This window comes from Streptomyces sp. NPDC090088, from assembly GCF_044747345.1.
Lineage (GTDB): Bacteria > Actinomycetota > Actinomycetes > Streptomycetales > Streptomycetaceae > Streptomyces.
In genome coordinates this window covers 55277-74977 of sequence record NZ_JBIVDZ010000002.1, presented here as the reverse complement: position 1 = coordinate 74977, position 19701 = coordinate 55277, and the positions used below count along the sequence as shown (strand labels likewise).

General features: G+C 71.5%; 14 protein-coding genes. 6 read left to right on the top strand and 8 right to left on the bottom strand.

All coding sequences use genetic code 11. The annotated features are described in order from the left end of the window. Positions 1 to 91 precede the first annotated feature (91 nt). The 3 genes from ACIPSJ_RS08925 to pstB all read left to right on the top strand — a co-directional run bounded on the left by ACIPSJ_RS08925 (position 92) and on the right by pstB (position 4041). On the top strand, positions 92 to 2083 hold the full coding sequence (locus ACIPSJ_RS08925) for an Ig-like domain repeat protein (protein WP_401344696.1): 1992 nt from the start codon (positions 92 to 94) through the stop codon (positions 2081 to 2083). 134 nt (positions 2084 to 2217) lie between these two features. Next, complete coding sequence (locus ACIPSJ_RS08920; RefSeq protein ID WP_355709868.1) at positions 2218 to 3132, top strand: sortase domain-bontaining protein; 915 nt, start codon at positions 2218 to 2220, stop codon at positions 3130 to 3132. Between the two features lie 12 nt (positions 3133 to 3144). Then, on the top strand, positions 3145 to 4041 hold the full coding sequence (pstB, locus tag ACIPSJ_RS08915) for a phosphate ABC transporter ATP-binding protein PstB (protein WP_401344694.1): 897 nt from the start codon (positions 3145 to 3147) through the stop codon (positions 4039 to 4041). A 27-nt stretch (positions 4042 to 4068) separates the two neighbouring features. Here the strand turns inward: pstB and ACIPSJ_RS08910 are convergent, their stop codons facing one another. After that, the gene (locus ACIPSJ_RS08910; protein WP_359226532.1) at positions 4069 to 4899 is read right to left on the bottom strand and encodes a M55 family metallopeptidase; all 831 of its coding nucleotides are present in this window, start codon (positions 4897 to 4899) and stop codon (positions 4069 to 4071) included. A 78-nt stretch (positions 4900 to 4977) separates the two neighbouring features. Here ACIPSJ_RS08910 and ACIPSJ_RS08905 point away from each other — a divergent pair, with 78 nt between their 5' ends. Beyond that, positions 4978 to 5241 (top strand): hypothetical protein, encoded by a 264-nt coding sequence (locus ACIPSJ_RS08905; RefSeq protein WP_359226530.1) that lies wholly within the window; start codon positions 4978 to 4980, stop codon positions 5239 to 5241. A 131-nt stretch (positions 5242 to 5372) separates the two neighbouring features. Beyond that, positions 5373 to 7172 (top strand): phosphatidylglycerol lysyltransferase domain-containing protein, encoded by a 1800-nt coding sequence (locus ACIPSJ_RS08900; protein WP_401344691.1) that lies wholly within the window; start codon positions 5373 to 5375, stop codon positions 7170 to 7172. On the opposite strand, the gene ACIPSJ_RS08895 is transcribed toward ACIPSJ_RS08900, so the two are convergent. Next, positions 7150 to 11505, bottom strand: coding sequence for a hypothetical protein (locus ACIPSJ_RS08895; protein WP_401344689.1), 4356 nt, complete (start codon positions 11503 to 11505; stop codon positions 7150 to 7152). The two genes, ACIPSJ_RS08900 and ACIPSJ_RS08895, sit on opposite strands and share 23 nt — an antisense overlap. A gap of 181 nt (positions 11506 to 11686) precedes the next feature. Between ACIPSJ_RS08895 and ACIPSJ_RS08890 the strand changes: the two genes are divergently transcribed. Continuing rightward, positions 11687 to 11857: a hypothetical protein gene (locus ACIPSJ_RS08890; protein WP_401344688.1), complete on the top strand. Its 171-nt coding sequence runs from the start codon at positions 11687 to 11689 to the stop codon at positions 11855 to 11857. Positions 11858 to 11882: 25 nt separating this feature from the next. On the opposite strand, the gene ACIPSJ_RS08885 is transcribed toward ACIPSJ_RS08890, so the two are convergent. The 6 genes from ACIPSJ_RS08885 to ACIPSJ_RS08860 form a co-directional block, all read right to left on the bottom strand. Further along, the gene (locus ACIPSJ_RS08885; protein ID WP_401344686.1) at positions 11883 to 13148 is read right to left on the bottom strand and encodes an ArgE/DapE family deacylase; all 1266 of its coding nucleotides are present in this window, start codon (positions 13146 to 13148) and stop codon (positions 11883 to 11885) included. Positions 13149 to 13421: 273 nt separating this feature from the next. After that, entirely contained in the window at positions 13422 to 14843 is a 1422-nt protein-coding gene (locus ACIPSJ_RS08880; RefSeq protein WP_359226555.1) for a HAMP domain-containing sensor histidine kinase, read from the bottom strand. Between the two features lie 36 nt (positions 14844 to 14879). Continuing rightward, entirely contained in the window at positions 14880 to 15620 is a 741-nt protein-coding gene (locus tag ACIPSJ_RS08875) for a response regulator transcription factor (RefSeq protein WP_359226524.1), read from the bottom strand. A gap of 177 nt (positions 15621 to 15797) precedes the next feature. Continuing rightward, positions 15798 to 16388, bottom strand: a complete 591-nt coding sequence (locus tag ACIPSJ_RS08870; protein ID WP_401344684.1) for a CE1759 family FMN reductase — start codon at positions 16386 to 16388, stop codon at positions 15798 to 15800. Then, a complete protein-coding gene (locus ACIPSJ_RS08865) occupies positions 16385 to 17491 on the bottom strand; it encodes an LLM class flavin-dependent oxidoreductase (RefSeq protein ID WP_359226520.1) in 1107 nt (368 codons plus the stop codon). The genes ACIPSJ_RS08870 and ACIPSJ_RS08865 overlap by 4 nt, the downstream gene beginning before the upstream one ends. Positions 17492 to 17589: 98 nt before the next feature. Further along, on the bottom strand, positions 17590 to 19533 hold the full coding sequence (locus ACIPSJ_RS08860; protein ID WP_401344682.1) for a sigma-70 family RNA polymerase sigma factor: 1944 nt from the start codon (positions 19531 to 19533) through the stop codon (positions 17590 to 17592). Between the last annotated feature and the right edge of the window lie 168 nt (positions 19534 to 19701).

Sequence of the window (19701 nt, the reverse complement as noted above, 5' to 3'; positions counted from 1 at the left end):
CCCCGAAAGGCAGTCGGGGCGGACGGCTCGTACCACCCTGCCAGATCCTCTGGCAACACCCAGCTAGCAAGCTCTCGTCAGGAGACTCTCGATGCGCAATCTGCGCTCTTCGGCGGCGTTCGTCGCCGCTGCCGTGGTGGCCGGCGGCCTCGCCCTCGCCACCCCGGCGGTCGCCGACCCGGACGCCGGTGCCTTCCGCCAGCTGGTCGGCGTCGGCTCGGACACCACCCAGGACGTGCTGAACGCCCTGGCCGGTGACACCGTCAACGGCACCAGCTACTCCGGCACCGCCGTGAAGTCGACGAACGGCGCGGGCATCGCGTCGTACGACGCGATCGAGCCCGGCACCGGCTCCACCACCTCCACCATCAAGACCCGCACGGACGGCCCGTCCTTCCTGCGCCCGAACGGTTCCGGCAACGGCCGTCTCGCCCTCAGCGAGGCGCTGACCGGTGACAAGTACCCGACCAGCGCCGGTGTCTCCATCAGCGGCCAGGTCGACTTCGCGCGTTCCTCCGGCGGCCCGTCGGCCTCCGGCACCGCGCTGACCTACATCCCGATGGCGCGTGACGCGGTCGGCGTCGCGGTCAAGGGCTCGGCCCTGGACACGCTGACCGCGGACCAGCTGCACGACATCTACTCGGGCACCGTCACCACGGTGAACGGCCAGACCGTGCACCCGCGGATCCCGCAGGCCGGCTCCGGCACCCGCAAGTTCTTCCTCGCGGCGATCGGCCTGACCGACGCGACGCTCTCCCCGAACGTCACCACCGTCCAGGAGAACCAGGCCAACGCGGCCCTCACCGAGGACGGCGCGCTCGTCCCGTTCTCCGTCGGTTCCTGGATCGCCCAGAACAACGGTGTCTCCCCCGACTACAGCACCACCGCGGTCGCGGCCGGCGGTCACCTGGCCGCCATCCAGCTGCCCGGCGACACCGGCGCCACCAGCCCGGTCACCACGGTGAACGGCAAGCTGTCCCCGGTCACCGCCTACTACGACAACTCGACCTTCGGCCGCGACGTGTACAACGTCGTCCCGAGCCGGGCGATCGACACCACGAGCGTCTTCTTCGACAAGGACCTGTACGACGTCTTCGTCACCAGCGGCAGCCACACCGCCGCGCTGGCGTCGGACGCGGCCGAGACGGTCATCGCCAAGTTCGGCTTCGTCAACGAGTCCTACAACGGCTCCATCTCCGTGGCCAAGCACGCCAAGCTCGGCGGCCTTGAGGAGTCCGGCGTCGACACCTCGGTGCCCGGCGCGCCGACCGTCAAGGCCACCGTCGGCGACGCGAGCCTGAAGCTGTCCTGGACCGCGCCGTCCGCCACCGCGCTGCCGGTCACCGACTACCGGGTCACGCTGACCGACGCGGACGGCGGCGTCGTCGCCGTCAAGGACGTCGCGGCCTCCGCCACGTCGTACTCCTTCACGGGCCTGGCCACCGGCACCTACACCGCCACGGTCACCGCCAACAACCTCAACGGCACCGGTGCCGCGGCCACCTGGACCGGTGCGGTCAAGTACAAGAGCACCACGACCGCCGCCACCGCCACCACCGCGTACGGCAAGACCCCGAAGGTCGCCGTCACCGTCGCCGGCTCGCACAGCGTCACCGCGAGCGGCAAGGTCACGGTGAAGGAGGGCTCCACCACCCTCGGCACCGGCACCCTGAGCTCGACCGGCAAGGTCACCATCAGCCTGTCGAACCACCTCAAGGTCGCCACCCACTCCCTGACGGTGTCCTACGGCGGCAGCTCCAAGCTGAACTCGTCGTCCACCACCGTCTCCCTGAAGGTCACCAAGGCCTCGGCGGCGGTCTCCACCTCCGCCCCGACCTCGGTGAGCCACACCGCCAAGGCCAAGGTCACCGTCAAGGTCACCGCGACCGGCACCGTCCCGGGCGGCACCGTCCGCATCTACCAGGGCTCCAAGGTGATCGCCACCGGCACCCTCAGCAGCGGCAAGGTCACCATCACGCTGCCGAAGCTGGCCAAGGGCAAGCACACCCTGCACGCCTTCTACGTCGGCTCCTCGACCGTGAACTCGAAGACCGGCGCCAACTTCTCCATCACCAGCAAGTGACCGTCTGACGGGCCCGCCGGGAGCCACGCACGGCTCCCGGCGGCCCCTCATCGATCTCTCCGAACCGATCTCTCCGAACCGAACTTTCCGAACCGAACTTTCCGAACCGATCTTTCCGAAGGAGGCGGGCCGCCGTGACGGTCGCCGTACCGACACCGAAAGCTCTGGCTCCGGCCGTGCCCCGCAGGCCCGTCCGCAGCCTCACCTTCGTCCGCCACCTCTCGCGCGGCGGACTGCTCAGTCTCGCCGCCCTGCTGCTCGGCATGACCGTCCAGCTGCTGGTGGTCAGCGGCGCGCAGCAACACTCCGCCCAGCACGCCGACTTCGACCGGCTGCGCGAGGAACTCGCCCTCGGCACCGCTCCGGTGGCCCAGACCGACCAGGACGGCAAGCTGCTGGCCCCCGGTTCGCCGGTCGCGATCGTCGACATACCGAAGCTGGGCCTGAGCCAGGTCGTCCTGGAGGGCACCGACTCCTCCGTCATGACGGACGGCCCCGGGCACCGCCGGGACACCCCGATGCCCGGCCAGGCCGGCACCAGCGTGCTGATGGGCCGGGCGGCGGCGTACGGCGGCCCGTTCGGCCGGCTCTCCGAGCTGACCTCCGGCGACACCTTCACCGTGATCACCGGCCAGGGCAAGGCGAAGTACCTGGTCATCGACGTACGACGGGCCGGTGACCCGGCGCCGACCGCGCTCGCCTCCGGGAAGAGCCGGCTGGTGCTGATCACGGCGACGGGCCCGAAGTTCATGCCCTCGGGCGTCCTGCGCGTCGACGCCGACCTGGTCTCCGACACGTTCCAGACGCCGGCGGCCGTGATCCGGGCCGGTACGCTCCCGGCCTCCGAGGAACCCCTGGCGCGGCCCTCCGGGATGCCGTGGCCGCTGGTGATGTGGCTGCAGGCGCTGCTGCTGACGGCGGTCGCCGCCGTCTGGGCCTGGCACCGCTGGGGCCGCCACCAGACATGGATCGTCTTCGCCCCGGTCGTCGCCGTGCTCGGCCTCCAGGTCGCGACGCGCACCACCGAACTGCTGCCGAATCTGCTGTGACAGGTGAATGAGATGACCGAGACCGCGACGACCGACACCGCGACCACCGAGACCGCGGCCACCGCCCCCGGGGCGGCCGACCCCGCGCTGACCGACACCGCCGTGCTGCCCGCCCCCGTGGCGGACGGCCCCGCCCCCGCCACCCTCGAAGCCCGTGCCGTCTCCGCCTGGTTCGGCTCCCACCAGGTCCTCAGCCGGGTGTCGCTGACCATGCCCGCGGGCGAGGTCACCGCGCTCATCGGCCCGTCCGGCTGCGGCAAGTCGACGTTCCTGCGCACCCTGAACCGGATGCACGAGATGATCCCGTCGGCGCAGTTCGGCGGCGAGGTGCTGTTCGAGGGCGAGGACATCTACGACGCGTCCTGGCGGCTGACCGACGCCCGCCGCCGGATCGGCATGGTCTTCCAGAAGCCGAACCCGTTCCCGGCGATGTCGATCTACGACAACGTGGTGGCCGGCCTGAAGCTGACCGGTACGAAGGTCGGCCGCCGGGAGAGGGACGAGCTGGTCGAGGAGTCCCTCACCCGGGCGGGCCTGTGGAAGGAGGTCCGCGACCGGCTCCGGCAGCCCGGCGGCGCCCTGTCCGGCGGCCAGCAGCAGCGGCTGTGCATCGCGCGGGCGCTGGCGGTCCGTCCCCGGGTGCTCCTGATGGACGAGCCGTGCTCGGCCCTGGACCCCACCTCCACCCGCCGGGTGGAGGAGACCATCCACGACCTGGCCGGCCAGGTGACGATCGTGATCGTCACCCACAACATGCAGCAGGCCGCCCGTGTCTCCCAGCAGTGCGCGTTCTTCCTCGCCGAGCAGGGCACCCCGGGCGGCATCGTCGAGCACGGCGCCACCGAGACCGTCTTCAACTCCCCGGAGGACCAGCGGACGGCCGACTACGTGGCCGGCCGCTTCGGCTGAGTCCGCTCCGGGGGGTCGCTCCAGGGGTCAGCAGTACGGCGGCTGGTTGGTGAGCGAGGACGCCACCCGCATCCAGACGCCGAACTGCTGGTAGAGCGCCGGGAGCAGGCCACGGGCCTGGACGGTGCGGCTGTCCGTGGCCGTCACCCCCGGGATGCCGAGGAGGACGGCCGGGACCGAGGCGGACTGCCAGCGCACGGTGAGGAGCGACTCGCCCTCGGGCGCGGCGGGCCGCTTCGGTGCGGGCGAGAGGGCCTCGGTGACCGCCTCCTCGATCGCCCGGCGGGCCTCCCCGGCCGGGCGCAGCTCGGCGGCGAACCGGTCCCGGGCGTACTTCACGGGGACGGTGACGACCGATTCGTCCCATGCCGTCATCTCGGCGCACGCCGCGTCGTCACCCGTGAGGGCCACGACGGGGACGCCGAGCGCGGCGGCGGTGGCGTGTGCAAGGCCGATCTCGCCGACGGGCCTGCCGTCCAGCCACATGTCCTCGATCTCATGGCCCATGAAGCTGTGGCTGAGGACGCCGAGGGCGCCGGCCCGGGAGTGGTAGCCGACGCATATCGCGGCGTCGGACTCCCCGGTGAGCCCCTCCAGCATGAGCATCCGCTTCGGTTTGCCGCGGACCAGGCGGGCCGCCGGGTGCAGGGCTTCGGGGAGGAGGTTCCGCATCGGCCCGTGGGCGTCGTTGACGAGCACCTCGGTCGCGCCGGCGGCCACCGCCCCGCGGATCGCCGCGTTCACGTCCTCGGCCATCATCGCCCGGCCGCGCTCGTAGTCCCGCCCACCGGGTTGCACGTCGTCCCTGTCGACGAGCCCGGTGATGCCTTCCATGTCCACGCTGATGTAAATACGCACGTCCTGAGGCTATCCGGACCCTACGTATTGTAGGTTCCCCATCGGCCACGGCGGCCCGTCAGCTCATCGGGGGTACTCATGCAGGGCACGGACACACAGGAGGCGCGGCGCAGCCTGGCCCCCACGGTGACGGTGCTGGTGGCGAGCCTGCTGGTCGCGGCCGTGGGCGTGTACGAGCTGTCCGGCTTCGGCCTGCACAGCCTGGACCGGCGTCCGCACCTGTTCAGCGACGGGCTGGCGACGGGCGGGGTGATCGTTGCGGCGGTGGCGGCCGGGGCGGCGATCGGCAACCTGGCGTGGATGCTGGTGGCGCGGCGGCGGGCCGGGCGGGAGTGCCCGTAAGAGGCCGTCCGCCCATTCACACCGTTTTCCGTACCGCGGCAGGTCTCTCCCGCACCTCCCGCCATTACCCTACAGGCTGTAGGGTCAGCTCCCTTCCGTCATCGTCCCCGTCCCCAAGGTGACCGGTCCCCATGCCCGCACAGCAGTCGACCCTGAACCCCCCGCGCGCCTCCGCCGCCCGCCGCACCCCCGGCGACGACCCCGGCGCCGCGCTCCGCAGGCGAGCCGCCGACGCCACCGTCTGGTACCTGCGGCTGATCGCGGTACTGAACATAGTGGCCGTGATGTCCCTCCCGTTCCGTCAGGAGGTCGACGAACACAACAACGGCCGCCTCACGCTCCACCTGCACCGGCAGCACGCCCACCACTCCGGCCAGTTCTTCACGCCGTACCTGGCGACCGCGGGCCTGGTCTCGGCCGCCCTCGCCATCTTCTTCGTCCTGGTGATGCGGCGCCGCAAGCGGGCGGCCTGGGTGGTCAACATGTGCCTGGCCACCCCCCTCCTCGCGCTCTACGTCCTCGCGCTCACCCAGCACGAGTACCGCGCCCATGTCTTCAACTGGGTCTCCGTCGCCCTCACCGGGCTCTTCGTGGCCGCGCTGCTGATCAGCCGACGGGAGTTCAACGCGGTCGGCGACCCGTCGAACCCGCGGCTGGCGCTCGCGGTCGGCGCGGGCGGCCTCCTGGTCACCGGCGGCCTGGGCACGCTCCTCGTCCACGCCACGAACAAGCTCCCGGGCGCCACCCTCCCCGACGAGATCGCCTACACCCTGCTCCGGGGCGTCAGCGTCGGCCCGCTCGCCGACCACGTGACCGCGGTGCACGCCTCCCGCTGGACCGACATCGTCATCAACGTCCTCCTCGCCGCCGCCTTCTGCCTGGTCCTGTACGCCCTCTTCCGCTCCCCGCGCGGCCGCCGGCTGCTCGGCCCGGAGGACGAGTCCCGGCTGCGCGGCCTGCTGGAGCGGCACGGCGCCCGCGACTCCCTCGGCTACTTCGCCCTGCGCCGCGACAAGGCGGCGATCTTCTCCCCCACCGGCAAGGCGGCCGTCACCTACCGCGTCGTCGGCGGCGTCAGCCTCGCCTCCGGCGACCCGATCGGCGACCCGGAGGCCTGGCCCGGCGCGATCGACGCCTGGCTGACGGAGGCCCAGCGGCACGCGTGGACGCCCGCCGTCATGGGCGCGAGCGAGGAGGCGGGCACCATCTACGCCCGGCACGGCCTGGACGCCCTGGAACTGGGCGACGAGGCGATCGTCGACATCGCCGACTTCACCCTGGAGGGCCGCGCGATGCGCGTCGTCCGCCAGGCCCACAACCGGGTCCGCCGGGCCGGCTACACGGTCCGCATCCGCCGCCACGAGGACATCCCGCCGGACGAGATGGCGACCTTGATCGAACGGGCCGACAGCTGGCGCGACGGCGCCACCGAACGCGGCTTCTCCATGGCCCTGGGCCGCCTCGGCGACCCGTCGGACGGCCGCTGCGTCATGCTCGAATGCCGCGACGCGAACGACACCCCCCGCGCCCTCCTCAGCTTCGTCCCCTGGGGCGAGCACGGCCTCTCCCTGGACCTGATGCGGCGCGACCGCGACTCCGAGAACGGCCTGATGGAGTTCATGGTCGTCGAACTCCTCCTGCGCGCCGCCGAGCTGAAGGTCGACCGCGTCTCCCTCAACTTCGCCATGTTCCGCTCGGTCTTCGAACGCGGCTCCCGCCTCGGCGCGGGCCCCGTCCTGCGCCTCTGGCACGCCACCCTCACCTTCTTCTCCCGCTGGTGGCAGATCGAGTCCCTCTACCGCGCCAACGCCAAGTACCGCCCCGTCTGGGAACCCCGCTACATCCTCTTCACCAAGACCAGCGACCTCCCCCGCATCGGCCTGGCCAGCGCCCGCGCAGAGGGCTTCCTCACGGTTCCGTGGGGGTCTTGACCAGGCCGGGGACTTGAGGGAGGGCGACGCGGACGGCTTCGGTGACCCGGGAGAGGTCCACGCCCAGGCGGGTGAGGCGGGCGAGGAGTTCCGGGAGGGGGACTTCGGCAAGGGCGCTGATCTTCAGGAAGTCGGGGATGGGGTGCCTCAGGGCAAGAGGGAGCGGCTCCGCGTTGCGTCCTTGCCGGAATGTGGCGAGACACAGCCTGCGATCGACCTCGTCCAAGTCCTCCACCGCGCGCTCGGGCATCCGGAACCCGAAGGCGGTAAGACGCTCCACGACCTCCTCATGCTCCATCAGCGTCCTGGATCCGACGGAGACGAGGTGATGGATAGGCACCGGTTGCTCCCAGTCGAAGAACGGCGCCTTGGGCTGTACCCCGTAGGATTCCAGGCCGACCAGCTCGATGTCGTTTCTGCTGGGCCTGGCAGGCGGTGCGGTGAGCGAGGTGCCAAGACCGTAGAGCGTGAGCCGGTCGACAACGTACTTGGGGGACTTCCGCACTTCGTTGGCTGCCAGGACCACTGCCTGCAAAGACACAAGCCGGTCCGGTCCGAGTCCACCTACTTCTCCGAGTATCACGCGATCATGGACGTCAGCCCGTTCGGGGAGTCTCGTCTCCGGTGAGTTGAGACCGTAGGCGCGGAAACGCGAGGCCACGACCGCCGGAGGCAACCCGGTCGCATGGGCTGCCTCCGCCAGGTGCGCAAGCGGAATCTCGTCACCGGTCCGGTACACCGCTCCGTCGGGCCAACCGGCGCTCAGGATCCGGGTGTCCATCGGGTCTTCTTCGGGCAGAGTGCCGACAGACAGACCCAGTTTCTCCAACGGGCGAGCCACAGCACGGAGCCCGGAACCCGAGGCGATCGCCGCCTCGGCCAGTAGCCCGAGCGGTACCGGCTTCTTCGCGTGAATATGGCTCAGTCGGTCCGTACTCCAGCCCCACTCCACGCCTCGCCGCAGCAGTTCCTGGGCCGTCTGTTCGTCCAGTTCACCTACTTCCGGGTGGTATCCGTAGGACAGCAGGGTGTCGACCACCTCCTGGAAGGACTGACCGGTCTCCGCCACGGAGCGGAGGACGTGCCCCATCGCCACCGGTTCGTTGAGTGGCAGCCAAGGTTGCTGGGCGGTCAGATCGCGGCTGAGCAGCGAGACCACCCAGTCTTCCGGGGTCTCCGTCGGCATGCGGTCCCCGGGAGTGACGAATCCGCATGCCGCCAGCCGGTCGAGTGCCTCGTCGATTCCGATGTTCAGGACCAGATGTGCCTTCAGAAGGTGCCCAGGGGGCACGGGCACGTCCTGATCCAGCCACATACCGCTGCGGTATTGCGAGGGATAGTGGTGGCTGTCGAGCAGTGCCGCTCCTGCCGAGTCGGCCACGGCATCGTCCCTCGGTGGCAGATGCACCAGGCCGAGCAAGTCTCTGCGGGCCGCCACTTCCCGATACCGCATCCCGCAGGTCTCGGCGACCGAGAAGGCATGCCCCAGACGCATAGTCTCCCTGTTGAGTCCATGGGTTCCAGGCCAATACGTGGATCCTATGGAGGTGACGGTACGGAGCATCAAGTCCGTGGGACGCGCCGCGAGCACCGCCCGCACTTCGGACAGCTCAGGAACCAGTTCGGTCAACGCGGACAGTTCGGCACCGGACCCATGAGCGAGAAGACGCCACAACAAGGTGACGTCGTCGATGACGCCCTCCGGTTGCCTCTCTCCGATGTCCTCCCAGTCGAGGTCCTGGTCCGCCTGGTGGATGATTGCGATGTCCGGCAGAAAGAATCCGGCCTGGGCCACGGGCACGGAATGGCCGTGCAGTTCCAGTTGGTACCCGGCCTCCCCCGCAGCCTCCGTCACGATGTCCGCGAGCCGGGGGCTTACGACCGAGACCTCGGCCAGCCACCGCGTCGTCAGCAACGGTGGTTCGGCGGCGAGGAGCGCCGGCAACGCATCCCGGATGAGTCGCTCCACCTGCTCGTCCACATCGCTTTCCAGGATCTCCGTACGATCCACGGACAGGTCCTTGGGCCGGGTCTCCCCGGTCAGGTTCACCACCACGCCCCGCAACGGCGACGAGCGTTCCGCACCCGCCAGCACCCCTCTCCGGACCCGTGGTTCGATGAAGATGCCGTCGGCGAGGAGGCCGCCCCCGGCCTCGCACCACACCACCTGGCCGTCGACTCCCTGCCCGGGATCCGGCCAGCTGACCGGGTTCCCGTGGGCGGTGAACCCGGACTGTCCGCCGAGCGGAGCCTTCTGCTCGCGGAGTTCGCCAGGCTCCCAGTCCGCCGTCTGCTTCCCGTGCCGGGCCCGGGTGCGGAACTCCGAGATGCCCAGCAACCTGCGCAACTCCCGTACACAGGAGGGCGCCTTGTCGCCGTCCCGGAGATACAGGCGGACCGTGGTGCCGACCGGCGCGTCCGCCTCCTCCCGGGCGACTCTGAAGTAGTGGCCAGGTCCCGTGATCAGGACGGTGAGCTGTTCCGCTCCACCGCCCGCGGGACGGGTGGTGACCCGGATCTCGTCGGCCAGCATGAAGTAGCTGAGCACACCGATACCGAACCTGCTGTTCGGATGGACGGTGATGCCGTCCTTGCGCCAGCGCTGGGCCTCCTCCTGATGCCGGACATGGTCGCTCAGCCGGACCCCGGCCTGCGAGAACACCTCGGCGAGCACGGTCTCGTCCATGCCGATGCCGTTGTCCCGACACTCCAGGTAGTGCCGTTTCTCGACCCGGTCGTAGTCCTGCTCGAACGTGATCTCGCCGTCGAAGCGGTCCCGACCGTCCCGCGCGTGCTCCCAGGCCCTCCGCATCCGGCAGGCGTCCAGCGCGTTCTGGTACAGCTCCCGGATGGCGAGAGAGCGGTCGCGGTAGAGGTTCTCGCCCATCAGGAGTTCCTGGATACGGGCCTCGTCCAGCCGGAACCGGATGACCTCGCCGGTCCGCTCTTCCGTACGTTCGCCCTCGTGCACCTCGTCGGCGTGCGCGTACACCGGCAGTGCGCCGATCTCCTCCGTCGGTCTGGTACGGCGCGCGCCGCGCAGCAGACCGTCGACGTGCCGCACGTGCTCGCCGAGCGCGGCCACGACGGCCGGATGGTCGCAGGTCGCCCTGAGGACGAGAGTGTCCTCGCCGGGGATCCACGCCGCGTCGTCCAGCATGTCGAGAAGGGGCTCGACCGTCACGGGATCCGGGATACCCATGTGTTCGACGACGATGGCAGGCAGTTCGGTCGCTTCCAAGGCCATGGCATGGGCGATCGCGAACAACGGCCCCACCAGGTTCTCCCGGACCTCCTGCCAGTCCCCGCCGTCGAGTTCGACCGGGAACGGGTCGGACCTCAGCAGTCCGTCCCGCCCTCTGCCGTACAGCTTGCGCGGCGGCACATGGGCGCAGGCCAGCAGCCGGGTGACCAGCTGCCGGTCGAGAAGCCTGTCGAGGCGGGCGTCCGCAGGCCTCAGATCGGCCAGCATCGTGCCCAGTGATCCCCATTCCTGTTTCGTCCACTGGTGGAAGAGCCACCAACCGATCTCCGGGCGGCCGTCGTCCCGGTCGGGCAGCTCGTCACCGCGCAGCGCCTGCCGGACGAGCCGCTTGTGGTTGCGCAGCAGGACGTTGTACTTCTCCCGGTCCGGTCCACCTGATGCATGGTCGTCCAGGTCCGTCGGGTCGACGTGAGCCAGGCTCGCGACGGTGTAGACGCTGTTCACCTGGTAGAGAAAGGGCAGCAGCACGATCAGGGCGGCCTCGGCCGGGGCCAGCGTCGCCCGCTTCAGACGTCGGTGCGCCTCGCGCAGCAGAAGATCGGTCCGCCGAGTCATACGGCAGGCCAACTTCTCGTCGTGCCAGGGCCCTTGCTCCCGCCCCGCGCGTTGCTCGGCGTCCAGCTCCGCCAGTCGCCGTACGACGTCGAGCACCTGTTTCCGTATCGTCTCGGCCTGCTCCTGCCCTTCGGGCTCGATGAGCTGCCAGGCCTTCGATCCGGTCACGGCGTCCAGCCAGTCCTGCCGGAGGCAGGGGCGAACCGAGGACGGAGGGTCGACGGCCCTGCCCTCACGAGCCTTGCGTGCCAAGTCCGCCAGACCGTCCCACTGTTCGCGCGTGAGGCGCGCCTGGAAATCCCGGGTCCGGTTCCGGGCAAGCTCCGTCAACGCACCCAGGAACGCGTGCCGTTTGACCGAGTCACGGGGAACGACCTTGCCCTGGAGCCAGTCCCTGAGCGTGTTGGAGTTGATGCTCGGCCCGCGCCTCTTCACGATCTCGGCGCCGACGGCCGCAGCACTGGGTTCCCCAGCCGCCCTGACCAGCCTCTCCAGCTGTTCCTCGTACGTCACCCGGCCGCCCCCTCACTGCCCGACTCGTACGACCCGTACGACTCGCAAACTCGCAGATTACCGCCTTGACCTGCGATGTCTCCGGGATTCGGGCACATCCGCCGCTGCCTCGACCGGCGCGCCCGGGGCACATTCGTCGGCGTCTCCACCGCCCCGCATCCCGTCCCGGAAGGACCCGACGATGGATCCCCTCTTCCTCACCGCACTCTGTGGCCTGCTGGCGCTGCTCGTCGTCGCCTGCGCGGCCATCCTGATCACCCGCACCGCGCTCGGCGACGCCGACTCGAAGGACCGGGCGCGGATCCTCACCGCCGTCGCCGAGGTGGTGCGGGCGCTGCGGGGAAAGCGGTGACGCCCTGCGGCCCTTTCCGTGGCGACTACTCGACACCCACCGTGCGCAGCACCGTCAGCACCAGCGTCCGGGCCACCGCCACCGTCTCCGCCACGGACACCCGCTCCTGCGCGCTGTGGGCCACCCGTACGTCCCCCGGCCCGTACTGGAGGGTGGGGATCCCGGCCCCCGAGTACAGGCGCAGGTCGCTGCCGTACGGCGCCCCGCGCTCCCGGGGCCGGGAGGCCCAGCCGTTGGCGTCCGCGCAGGCGTCGCGCACCACGCCGCGCAGCGGGTGCCCCTCCGCCAGGCGGCCGCTCGCGAACTGCCCGCCGGGCCAGGTCACCGTCGCCGGATGGTCCCGCAGCCACGGGTCGGCGGCGCACGCCTCGGCCACGCACCGCTCCAGCGCGGCCCGCGCGTCCGCCGGGTCCTCGTCCAGCCAGACGCCCAGCCGTCCCTCGGCCACCAGCAGGTCCGGCACGCTGCTGGCCCAGTCGCCGGCGCGCAGCGTGCCGACCGAGAGCGCGTAGGGGATCGGGTACTCGGCCATCAGCGGGGAGGGCGCGTGATTGCGGGCCCGCTCCAGCCCGGCCAGCGCCCGGTGGACCACCAGGTAGCCGTCGATCGCGCTCACCCCCGCGTCCCGGGAGCTGGCGTGCGCGGCCTTCCCCGGTACGGAGAGCCGGAAGGTCAGCGCCCCCGCGTTGGCCGTGACCAGCGTCCCGGCGGTCGGCTCGGTGATCACGCAGGCGTCACCGTCGTAGCCCCGGCGCAGGGTCCCGAACGCGCCCAGCCCGCCGTCCTCCTCGCCCACCACGAAGTGCACCGCCACCCGCCCCCGCAGCCGCACCCCGGCCGCCCGCACCGCCGCCAGCGCGGCGAGGTGCGCCGCCAGGCCGGCCTTCATGTCGCACGCCCCGCGCCCGTGGACGACGTCCCCGGTCACCCTCGGCACGAACGGATCGCCCTCCCAGGCGGCCGGATCCCCCGGCGGTACGACGTCCACATGCCCTTGCAGGACCAGCGTCGGCCCGTCGTCCCCGCCCGTCCGCCCGACCAGCCCCCACGCCTCGTCCCGCGCCGCCTCCGCCCCCGGGAACTCCGGGTCGGCCAGCAGCGCCGGCAGATCCATCGACCACAGATCCACCTCCAGCCCCAGCCGCTCCAACCGCCCGGCCAGCAGATGCTGCAGCTCCGACTCCGCCGCGCTCCCCGTCACACTCGGCACCGCCATCAGCTCCAGCAGCGTCCTGCCGACGGCCTCCTCGTCGACAGCGGCCAAAGCGGCCGCCTCCACATCGCTCAGCACAAACCCCTCCCCACCGTCACCCACTGCCCCGATCATCACCCCGCCCCAGCCGCCACGAACAGGGGGCACGGAGCCACGCTTCGAACGCCGAGGGCACGGAGCTGCGCTTTGAGCGCCGAGAGCACGGGACTGCGCTGCCGGCGCCGAGGCGTGAACCGACGTGGTTCGCGCGCCGGGGGATGGGCTCGCGGTGCGCGCTCTGGGAGGGCGCGAGGCTGGGGTCGACGCCTGCCGCTGTGCGCGCGCCGGGGCGCGGGACGTGTGGGTCGTGGGTCAGAGGCGGGAGGTGCCGCCTCCGGCGAAGCCGCCGCCCACGGTGAAGCCGATGACCGCGCCGCCGCCCTCGCGGCGGAAGGCGAAGGGGGCTCCGCCGTGGGCCATGGCGACCTCGCGGACGATGGAGAGGCCGAGGCCGGAGCCGGGGAGGGAGCGGGCGTCGGCGGCGCGGTAGAAGCGGTCGAAGATGCGGATCAGGTCGCCGTCGGCGATACCGGGGCCGCGGTCGAGGACCTCGACGCGGACCGTGCCGGGCCGGGCGGGCCCGGTGACGTTGATCTCGATGGGACCCTTGCCGTCCCGGTCGAACTTGGCCGCGTTCTCGACGAGGTTCGACAGGGCCCGCTGGAGCATCCCGGGGCGGCCGTCGGTCGTCGTGTCGCCGCTGAAGCGGAGCAGGACGTCGCGGCCGGTACGGCGGCGGGCCAGCCCGGCCACGTCCTCCGCGATGTCGGCGAGGTCCACCCGCTGCGGCGGCTCCGAGTCCGACTGCCCGGCCGCGAGGTCGACCAGCTCGTTGACCAGGTCGGTCAGCTCACGCGCCTCCTGGCCGAGGTCGGCGACGAGTTCGTCGCGGGTGGCCGGCGGAAGCTCGTCGATACGGCGGAGCAGGGAGATGTTCGTACGGAGGGAGGTCAGCGGGGTGCGGAGTTCGTGCCCGGCGTCCTGGACGAGCCGCCGCTGGTCCTCCTCCGACTGCGCGAGCCGGCCCAGCATCCGGTCGAAGGCGCGGCCGAGCCGCCCCACCTCGTCGAGGCCGGTGACCGGCACCTGGATGCCGAGCTGCCGGGTGCGGGCCACGCCCTCCGCGGCCGAGGTGAGGATCACCAGCCGCCGGGTGATCCGCCGGGCCAGCCACCAGCCGAACAGCCCGGCGGCGACCACGACCGCCGCCATCAGCGCCAGGGTGCGCTGCTGGAGCGCCCGCAGCAGGTCCTCGGTGTCACTGAACTCCTGCGCCACCTGCACCGCGCCCCGGCCGTCGCCGAGCGCGACCGTCGCGATCCGGAACAGGTCCTCACCGACCCGGACGTCCTTGTGCTGGGCCGTCTTCCCGGCGGCCCCGGCCATCGCGGCCGCCCGGTCCGCGGCGGTGACGGGCAGCACCGGGCTCCCGTGGTCGACGATCTCGCCGCGCGCGCCGAGCACCTGGACGTCGGTGCGGGCCGGGCGGACCAGATCATGCCCGGGCCGGGAGGAGGAGAAGTCCTCCGGCACCATCCTGTGCGTCTTCACCTCGTCCTGGACGTCCGAGACGACCTGCGTGAACACCGACTGCTGGTCGACCCGGACCAGCCGGGCGGCGGCGTTGTAGGACAGGATGCCGACGACGATCGTGACGGCCGCGGTGACCGCCGCGAAGGAGACGACGAAGGTGGTGCGCAGGGAGACCAGCTTCGGCCGGCGCCGGGCCAGCATCCGCCTGAGCCGCTCCAGCCGCCCGGGACGGCCCACTCAGTCCTCCCGCAGCACGTAACCCACGCCCCGGACGGTGTGGATCAGCTGCGGGGCGCCGGGCTCGTCTAGCTTGCGGCGCAGGTAGCCGACGTAGACGGCGAGGTTCTTGGAGCCGGGGCCGAAGTCGTAGCCCCAGATACGGTCGTAGATCGTGGAGTGGTCGAGGACGATCCCCGCGTTCCTGGCCAGCAGCTCAAGCAGTTCGAACTCGGTACGCGTCAGCTCCAGCTCGCGCCGGCCGCGCCAGGCCCGGCGGGCCTGGAGGTCCATGCGCAGACCGGCGGCCTCGATCTGGCGGTCGGAGATCTGCGGCTCCCGGCCGGGCTCGGCGGGGGCCGCACCGCCGCCACCGCCACCACCGGCGGTCACCGGGGAGGTACGGCGCAGCAGCGCGCGCAGCCGGGCGAAGACCTCCTCCACGTCGAAGGGCTTCACCACGTAGTCGTCGGCGCCCGCGTCCAGCCCGGCGATCCGGTCGGCGGTCTCGACCAGCGCGGTCAGCATGAGGATCGGGGTCCGGTCCCCCTCCGCGCGCAGCACCCGGCAGACCTGGAGGCCGTCGATGCCGGGCATCATCACGTCGAGGACGAGGACGTCGGGCCGGTCGCGGTGGGCGTGCGCCAGGGCTTCCACACCGTCCGCGACCGCCGTCACCTCATAACCCTCCAGGGTGAGGGCCCGCTCCAGGGCGTGGCGGATGGCGCGGTCGTCTTCGGCGAGCAGCACAGTCTGGGGCACGCACCCAGTCTGCCAAGGCCTCCGGCGGTTAGGCCGGGCTGAGCGGGCCTACGATCACCCTTTTTACCTGCCTCTCACCGTCACAGAGGCAACCGGGCCATCGAAATTCGGCTGCCGCCCGGTGGGGGCTGAGCGCACCCACTCGGCGGAGCCGCACCTCGACAGGGCCCCGCGCCCCTACGGGGCGCTGAGCCTCGCCAGCTGCTCCGCGAACGGGATCACCTGCAGGTCGTCGGACTGATGCGGCTTCGTCGCCGCCAGGCCCGACATCAGCGCCACCAGCTCCTCCGCCGCCCGTTCGATGCGGTCCTCCAGCCCCTCCGCGCCCCAGTCCTCCGACGCCGCGTAGACGCCTGTCGGTACGACCACGGCCCGCAGGTAGGCGAACAGGGGCCGCAGCGCGTGCTCCAGCACCAGCGAGTGCCGGCCCGTACCGCCGGTCGCCGCGACGAGTACCGGCTTGCCCACCAGTGCTTCCTTGTCGAGGACGTCGAAGAACGACTTGAACAGACCGCTGTACGAGGCGGTGAAGACCGGCGTCACGGCGATGAGCCCGTCCGCCTCCGTCACCGCCGCCAGGGCGGCCGCCAGCTTCCGCCCCGGGAACCCGTTGGTGAAGTTGTGGGCGATCTCGACCGCGAGGTCGCGCAGCTCCACGACCTCGACCCGCACCTCGGTCTCCCGGCCCACGGCGGCGGCCAGCCGGTCGGCCAGCAGCCGCGTGGACGACGGCACGCTCAGCCCCGCCGACACGACGACGAGCTTCATGCCTGGACCTCCTTCGTCTCCGTCTTCTCCGCGGCGGCGGCCGCGACCAGCGACGCGTGCGTCGGCGCCTCGGGAACGTCCGCCGGACGGCCGTTCGCGAACTCCTTGCGCAGCACCGGTACGACCTCCTCGCCCAGCATGTCGAGCTGCTCCAGGACCGTCTTCAGCGGCAGCCCCGCGTGGTCGAGGAGGAACAGCTGGCGCTGGTAGTCACCGGCGTACTCGCGGAAGGCCAGCGTCTTCTCGATGACCTGCTCGGGCGTGCCGACGGTCAGTGGGGTCTGGTCGGTGAAGTCCTCCAGGGAGGGCCCGTGGCCGTAGACCGGCGCGTTGTCGAAGTACGGCCGGAACTCGCGCACCGCGTCCTGCGAGTTCTTCCGCATGAACACCTGGCCGCCGAGGCCGACGATCGCCTGCTCGGGCGTGCCGTGCCCGTAGTGGGCGTACCGGGCCCGGTACAGCTCGACCATCCGCTTGGTGTGGTCGGCGGGCCAGAAGATGTTGTTGTGGAAGAAGCCGTCGCCGTAGTAGGCGGCCTGCTCGGCTATCTCGGGCGAGCGGATGGAACCGTGCCAGACGAAGGGCGCGACGCCGTCCAGCGGGCGCGGGGTGGCGGTGAAGCCCTGCAGCGGGCTGCGGAACTTGCCCTCCCAGTTCACCACGTCCTCGCGCCACAGCCGGTGCAGCAGCGCGTAGTTCTCGATGGCGAGGTTGATGCCCTGCCGGATGTCCTGCCCGAACCAGGGGTAGACCGGGCCGGTGTTGCCGCGGCCCATCATGAGGTCCACCCGGCCGTCGGCCAGGTGCTGGAGCATCGCGAAGTCCTCGGCGATCTTCACCGGGTCGTTGGTGGTGATCAGGGTGGTGGAGGTGGAGAGCACGAGCCGCTCCGTCCGCGCGGCGATGTAGCCGAGCATGGTGGTCGGCGACGACGGCACGAACGGCGGGTTGTGGTGCTCGCCGGTCGCGAACACGTCCAGCCCGACCTCCTCGGCCTTCAGCGCGATCGCGACCATCGCCTTGATGCGCTCCCGCTCGGTCGGCGTCCGCCCCGTGGTGGGGTCCGGCGTGACATCGCCGACCGTGAAGATCCCGAACTGCATGCTCGCTCACCCTCCAGGTTGTTTACGATTCAACTATACCCACAGAACGAGACCCCACGTCCACCTATTCCCGCCCCTCGGCCGCCGGCCCCCTCCGCTCAGCGGGCCGCCTGGAAGGCCCGGCCCGCCGCCGTGGCCGTCGTACCGTTCGTGAAGAGCCCGCTGCTCGGTTTCGCCGGGTCCGCGCCCAGCCCGAACCACGCGTAGCGACGGACGTAGGACAGACCGTCCAGCATCTTCGCCGACGCCGTGACGAAGTCCGCCTGCTGCCGCGCGGACGGGAAACGCGTCCCCTGCGAGAAGTCGATCAGCGCGTACTCGGTGAGCCAGATCGGCTTGTGGTAGCGCACGTACACCGACGTCAGGTACTGCCTCAGCTGCTCCACGGCCTGCGGGGTGCGGAAGTCACCGCCGTACCAGTGCAGCGTGATGAAGTCGACCCGGTACCCCTTCGCCGAGGCCCCGGACATGAACCGGTCCAGCCAGCCGCCCGGATCCGCCGCCCCGGTCGCGACCGCCGGGCTGCCCAGCACCTTGCCCGCCGCCGTCAGCTTCGGCCACAGCCCGAGCGCCTGCTCGACGCTCATGTTCGACTGCTGCGCCATGTCCGGCTCGTTGAACCCGAGCAGGTACGGCCCCGCCGCGCGCGCCTGCGCCAGCGACGCGTCGGTCACGGACGCCGCTCCCCAGATCATCGGCACGAAGGAGGCCGACCCCGGGGCCGTCACGCCCTGGTGCTGGGTGTTCCAGGTGTAGTACCAGCTCGCCCCGCTCGCGGCGAGCGCCTGGCTCACCCCGTCGAACGTCCACACCCCGACGCCCTTCTTGGCACCGGAGACGACCTGCACGGGCGCCGCGCCCTGCTTCGAGGGGCTCGGCTTCGGCGACGACTTCGCCGACGGTTTCGGGGAAGGGGACCCGCTGGGGCTGGGACCGGGACTACGGCTGGGGGCCGGGGCGGCGCTGGTGGAGGTCACGGCCACCGGGCTCGGCGGCGGAGCCGTCTCCGCGACCGGGGCGGACGGTCCCGCCGTCAACCGGGCGGCGACCAGCGCGGCCACCGCGACGGTCGCGACCGCCGCCGAGCCACCCACCACGAGCTGCTTGCGCGCCGGCCGCCCGACCGTACGCCCATACCCGTGTCCATGCCCGTGTCCATGCCCATGTCCGTGCCCGTGTCCGTGCCGCCGCCGCGGAACACCACCGGAACCGGAACCCGAGCCCGAACCCGCTGCCGCCAGTTCCAGCACCCGCCCCGGATCGAGGCCGGCCGGCACCGCCACCAGCGGCAGGCCGCTCAGCAGCCGGTCCATCGGCAGCAGCCCCCGGTCCAGGCCCTCGCACACCCCGCAGCCACGTATGTGACGGCCGAACCGCTTGCGCCACAGCGGACTCGGCGTGCCGTCCCACGGCAGGGCGATCCCGTCCAGCTCCGCACAGCGCGGGTCGGCCCCCAGCCCCCGCACCACACACCGCGAGACCTCCATCTGCTTCTTCATCCGCTGCACACGCACGGCCGCGTGCCGGTCGGACAGCCCCAGCGCACCGGCGAGTTCGGCGCGCTCCAGCTCGCCGGTCTCCTCCAGCCACCACAGGGACAGCAGCTCCTGGTCGTCCGGGTCGAGCCAGCGCGTCGCCTCGGCGACCTCCCGGCGCTGCTCGGTCAGCCCCAGCCGCAAGACGGTCAGCCCGGCGAAGTCGAGGGCGGGATCGGTGATCGTCTCCGCGTCGTCCAGGTGCGCCCTGCGGTCCCGGTCCGCGGCCCGCGACTGCTCCCGGTCGCGCACCTGCCGGATCGTGATGGCGACCAGCCACGACCGGAACGCGGACGGATCCCGCAGCTTCGGCAGCCCCCGCACCATGCGCAACAGCGTCTCCTGTACGACGTCGTCGACATCGGCGTGACCGTTCAGGGCCCGGCCGACGATGTTGTAGACCAACGGCAGGCACTGGCCGACCAGTTGCTCCAGGGCCGGTCTGTCGCCGGTGCGAGCCGCCGTCACCACGCCGGGGTGCGGCCCCCTCCGGTGGTTCTCGATCATGGGTCGTTCCTCCGCGCAGGGTCGGGCTGTCGGAACGGAGACCCCCCGACCCCCACGAGGACAACAGAAAAACCGGCGGGCGGGCACCGAAACCCGTTCGGCTCCGCAATTTGTGTTGTACGGCCCCCGCCGACGAGGTCACCGAGAGGCAGGCACACATCCGGCACC

What these genes read in the sequence shown, in the direction of transcription:
- ACIPSJ_RS08860 (WP_401344682.1), bottom strand. Translation starts at nt 19,533, where the DNA reads ATGATCGAGAACCACCGGAGGGGGCCGCACCCCGGCGTGGTGACGGCG.
- ACIPSJ_RS08890 (WP_401344688.1), top strand. Translation starts at nt 11,687, where the DNA reads ATGGATCCCCTCTTCCTCACCGCACTCTGTGGCCTGCTGGCGCTGCTC.
- ACIPSJ_RS08925 (WP_401344696.1), top strand. Translation starts at nt 92, where the DNA reads ATGCGCAATCTGCGCTCTTCGGCGGCGTTCGTCGCCGCTGCCGTGGTG.
- ACIPSJ_RS08900 (WP_401344691.1), top strand. Translation starts at nt 5,373, where the DNA reads ATGCCCGCACAGCAGTCGACCCTGAACCCCCCGCGCGCCTCCGCCGCC.
- ACIPSJ_RS08865 (WP_359226520.1), bottom strand. Translation starts at nt 17,491, where the DNA reads ATGCAGTTCGGGATCTTCACGGTCGGCGATGTCACGCCGGACCCCACC.
- ACIPSJ_RS08870 (WP_401344684.1), bottom strand. Translation starts at nt 16,388, where the DNA reads ATGAAGCTCGTCGTCGTGTCGGCGGGGCTGAGCGTGCCGTCGTCCACG.
- ACIPSJ_RS08905 (WP_359226530.1), top strand. Translation starts at nt 4,978, where the DNA reads ATGCAGGGCACGGACACACAGGAGGCGCGGCGCAGCCTGGCCCCCACG.
- pstB (WP_401344694.1), top strand. Translation starts at nt 3,145, where the DNA reads ATGACCGAGACCGCGACGACCGACACCGCGACCACCGAGACCGCGGCC.
- ACIPSJ_RS08880 (WP_359226555.1), bottom strand. Translation starts at nt 14,843, where the DNA reads ATGCTGGCCCGGCGCCGGCCGAAGCTGGTCTCCCTGCGCACCACCTTC.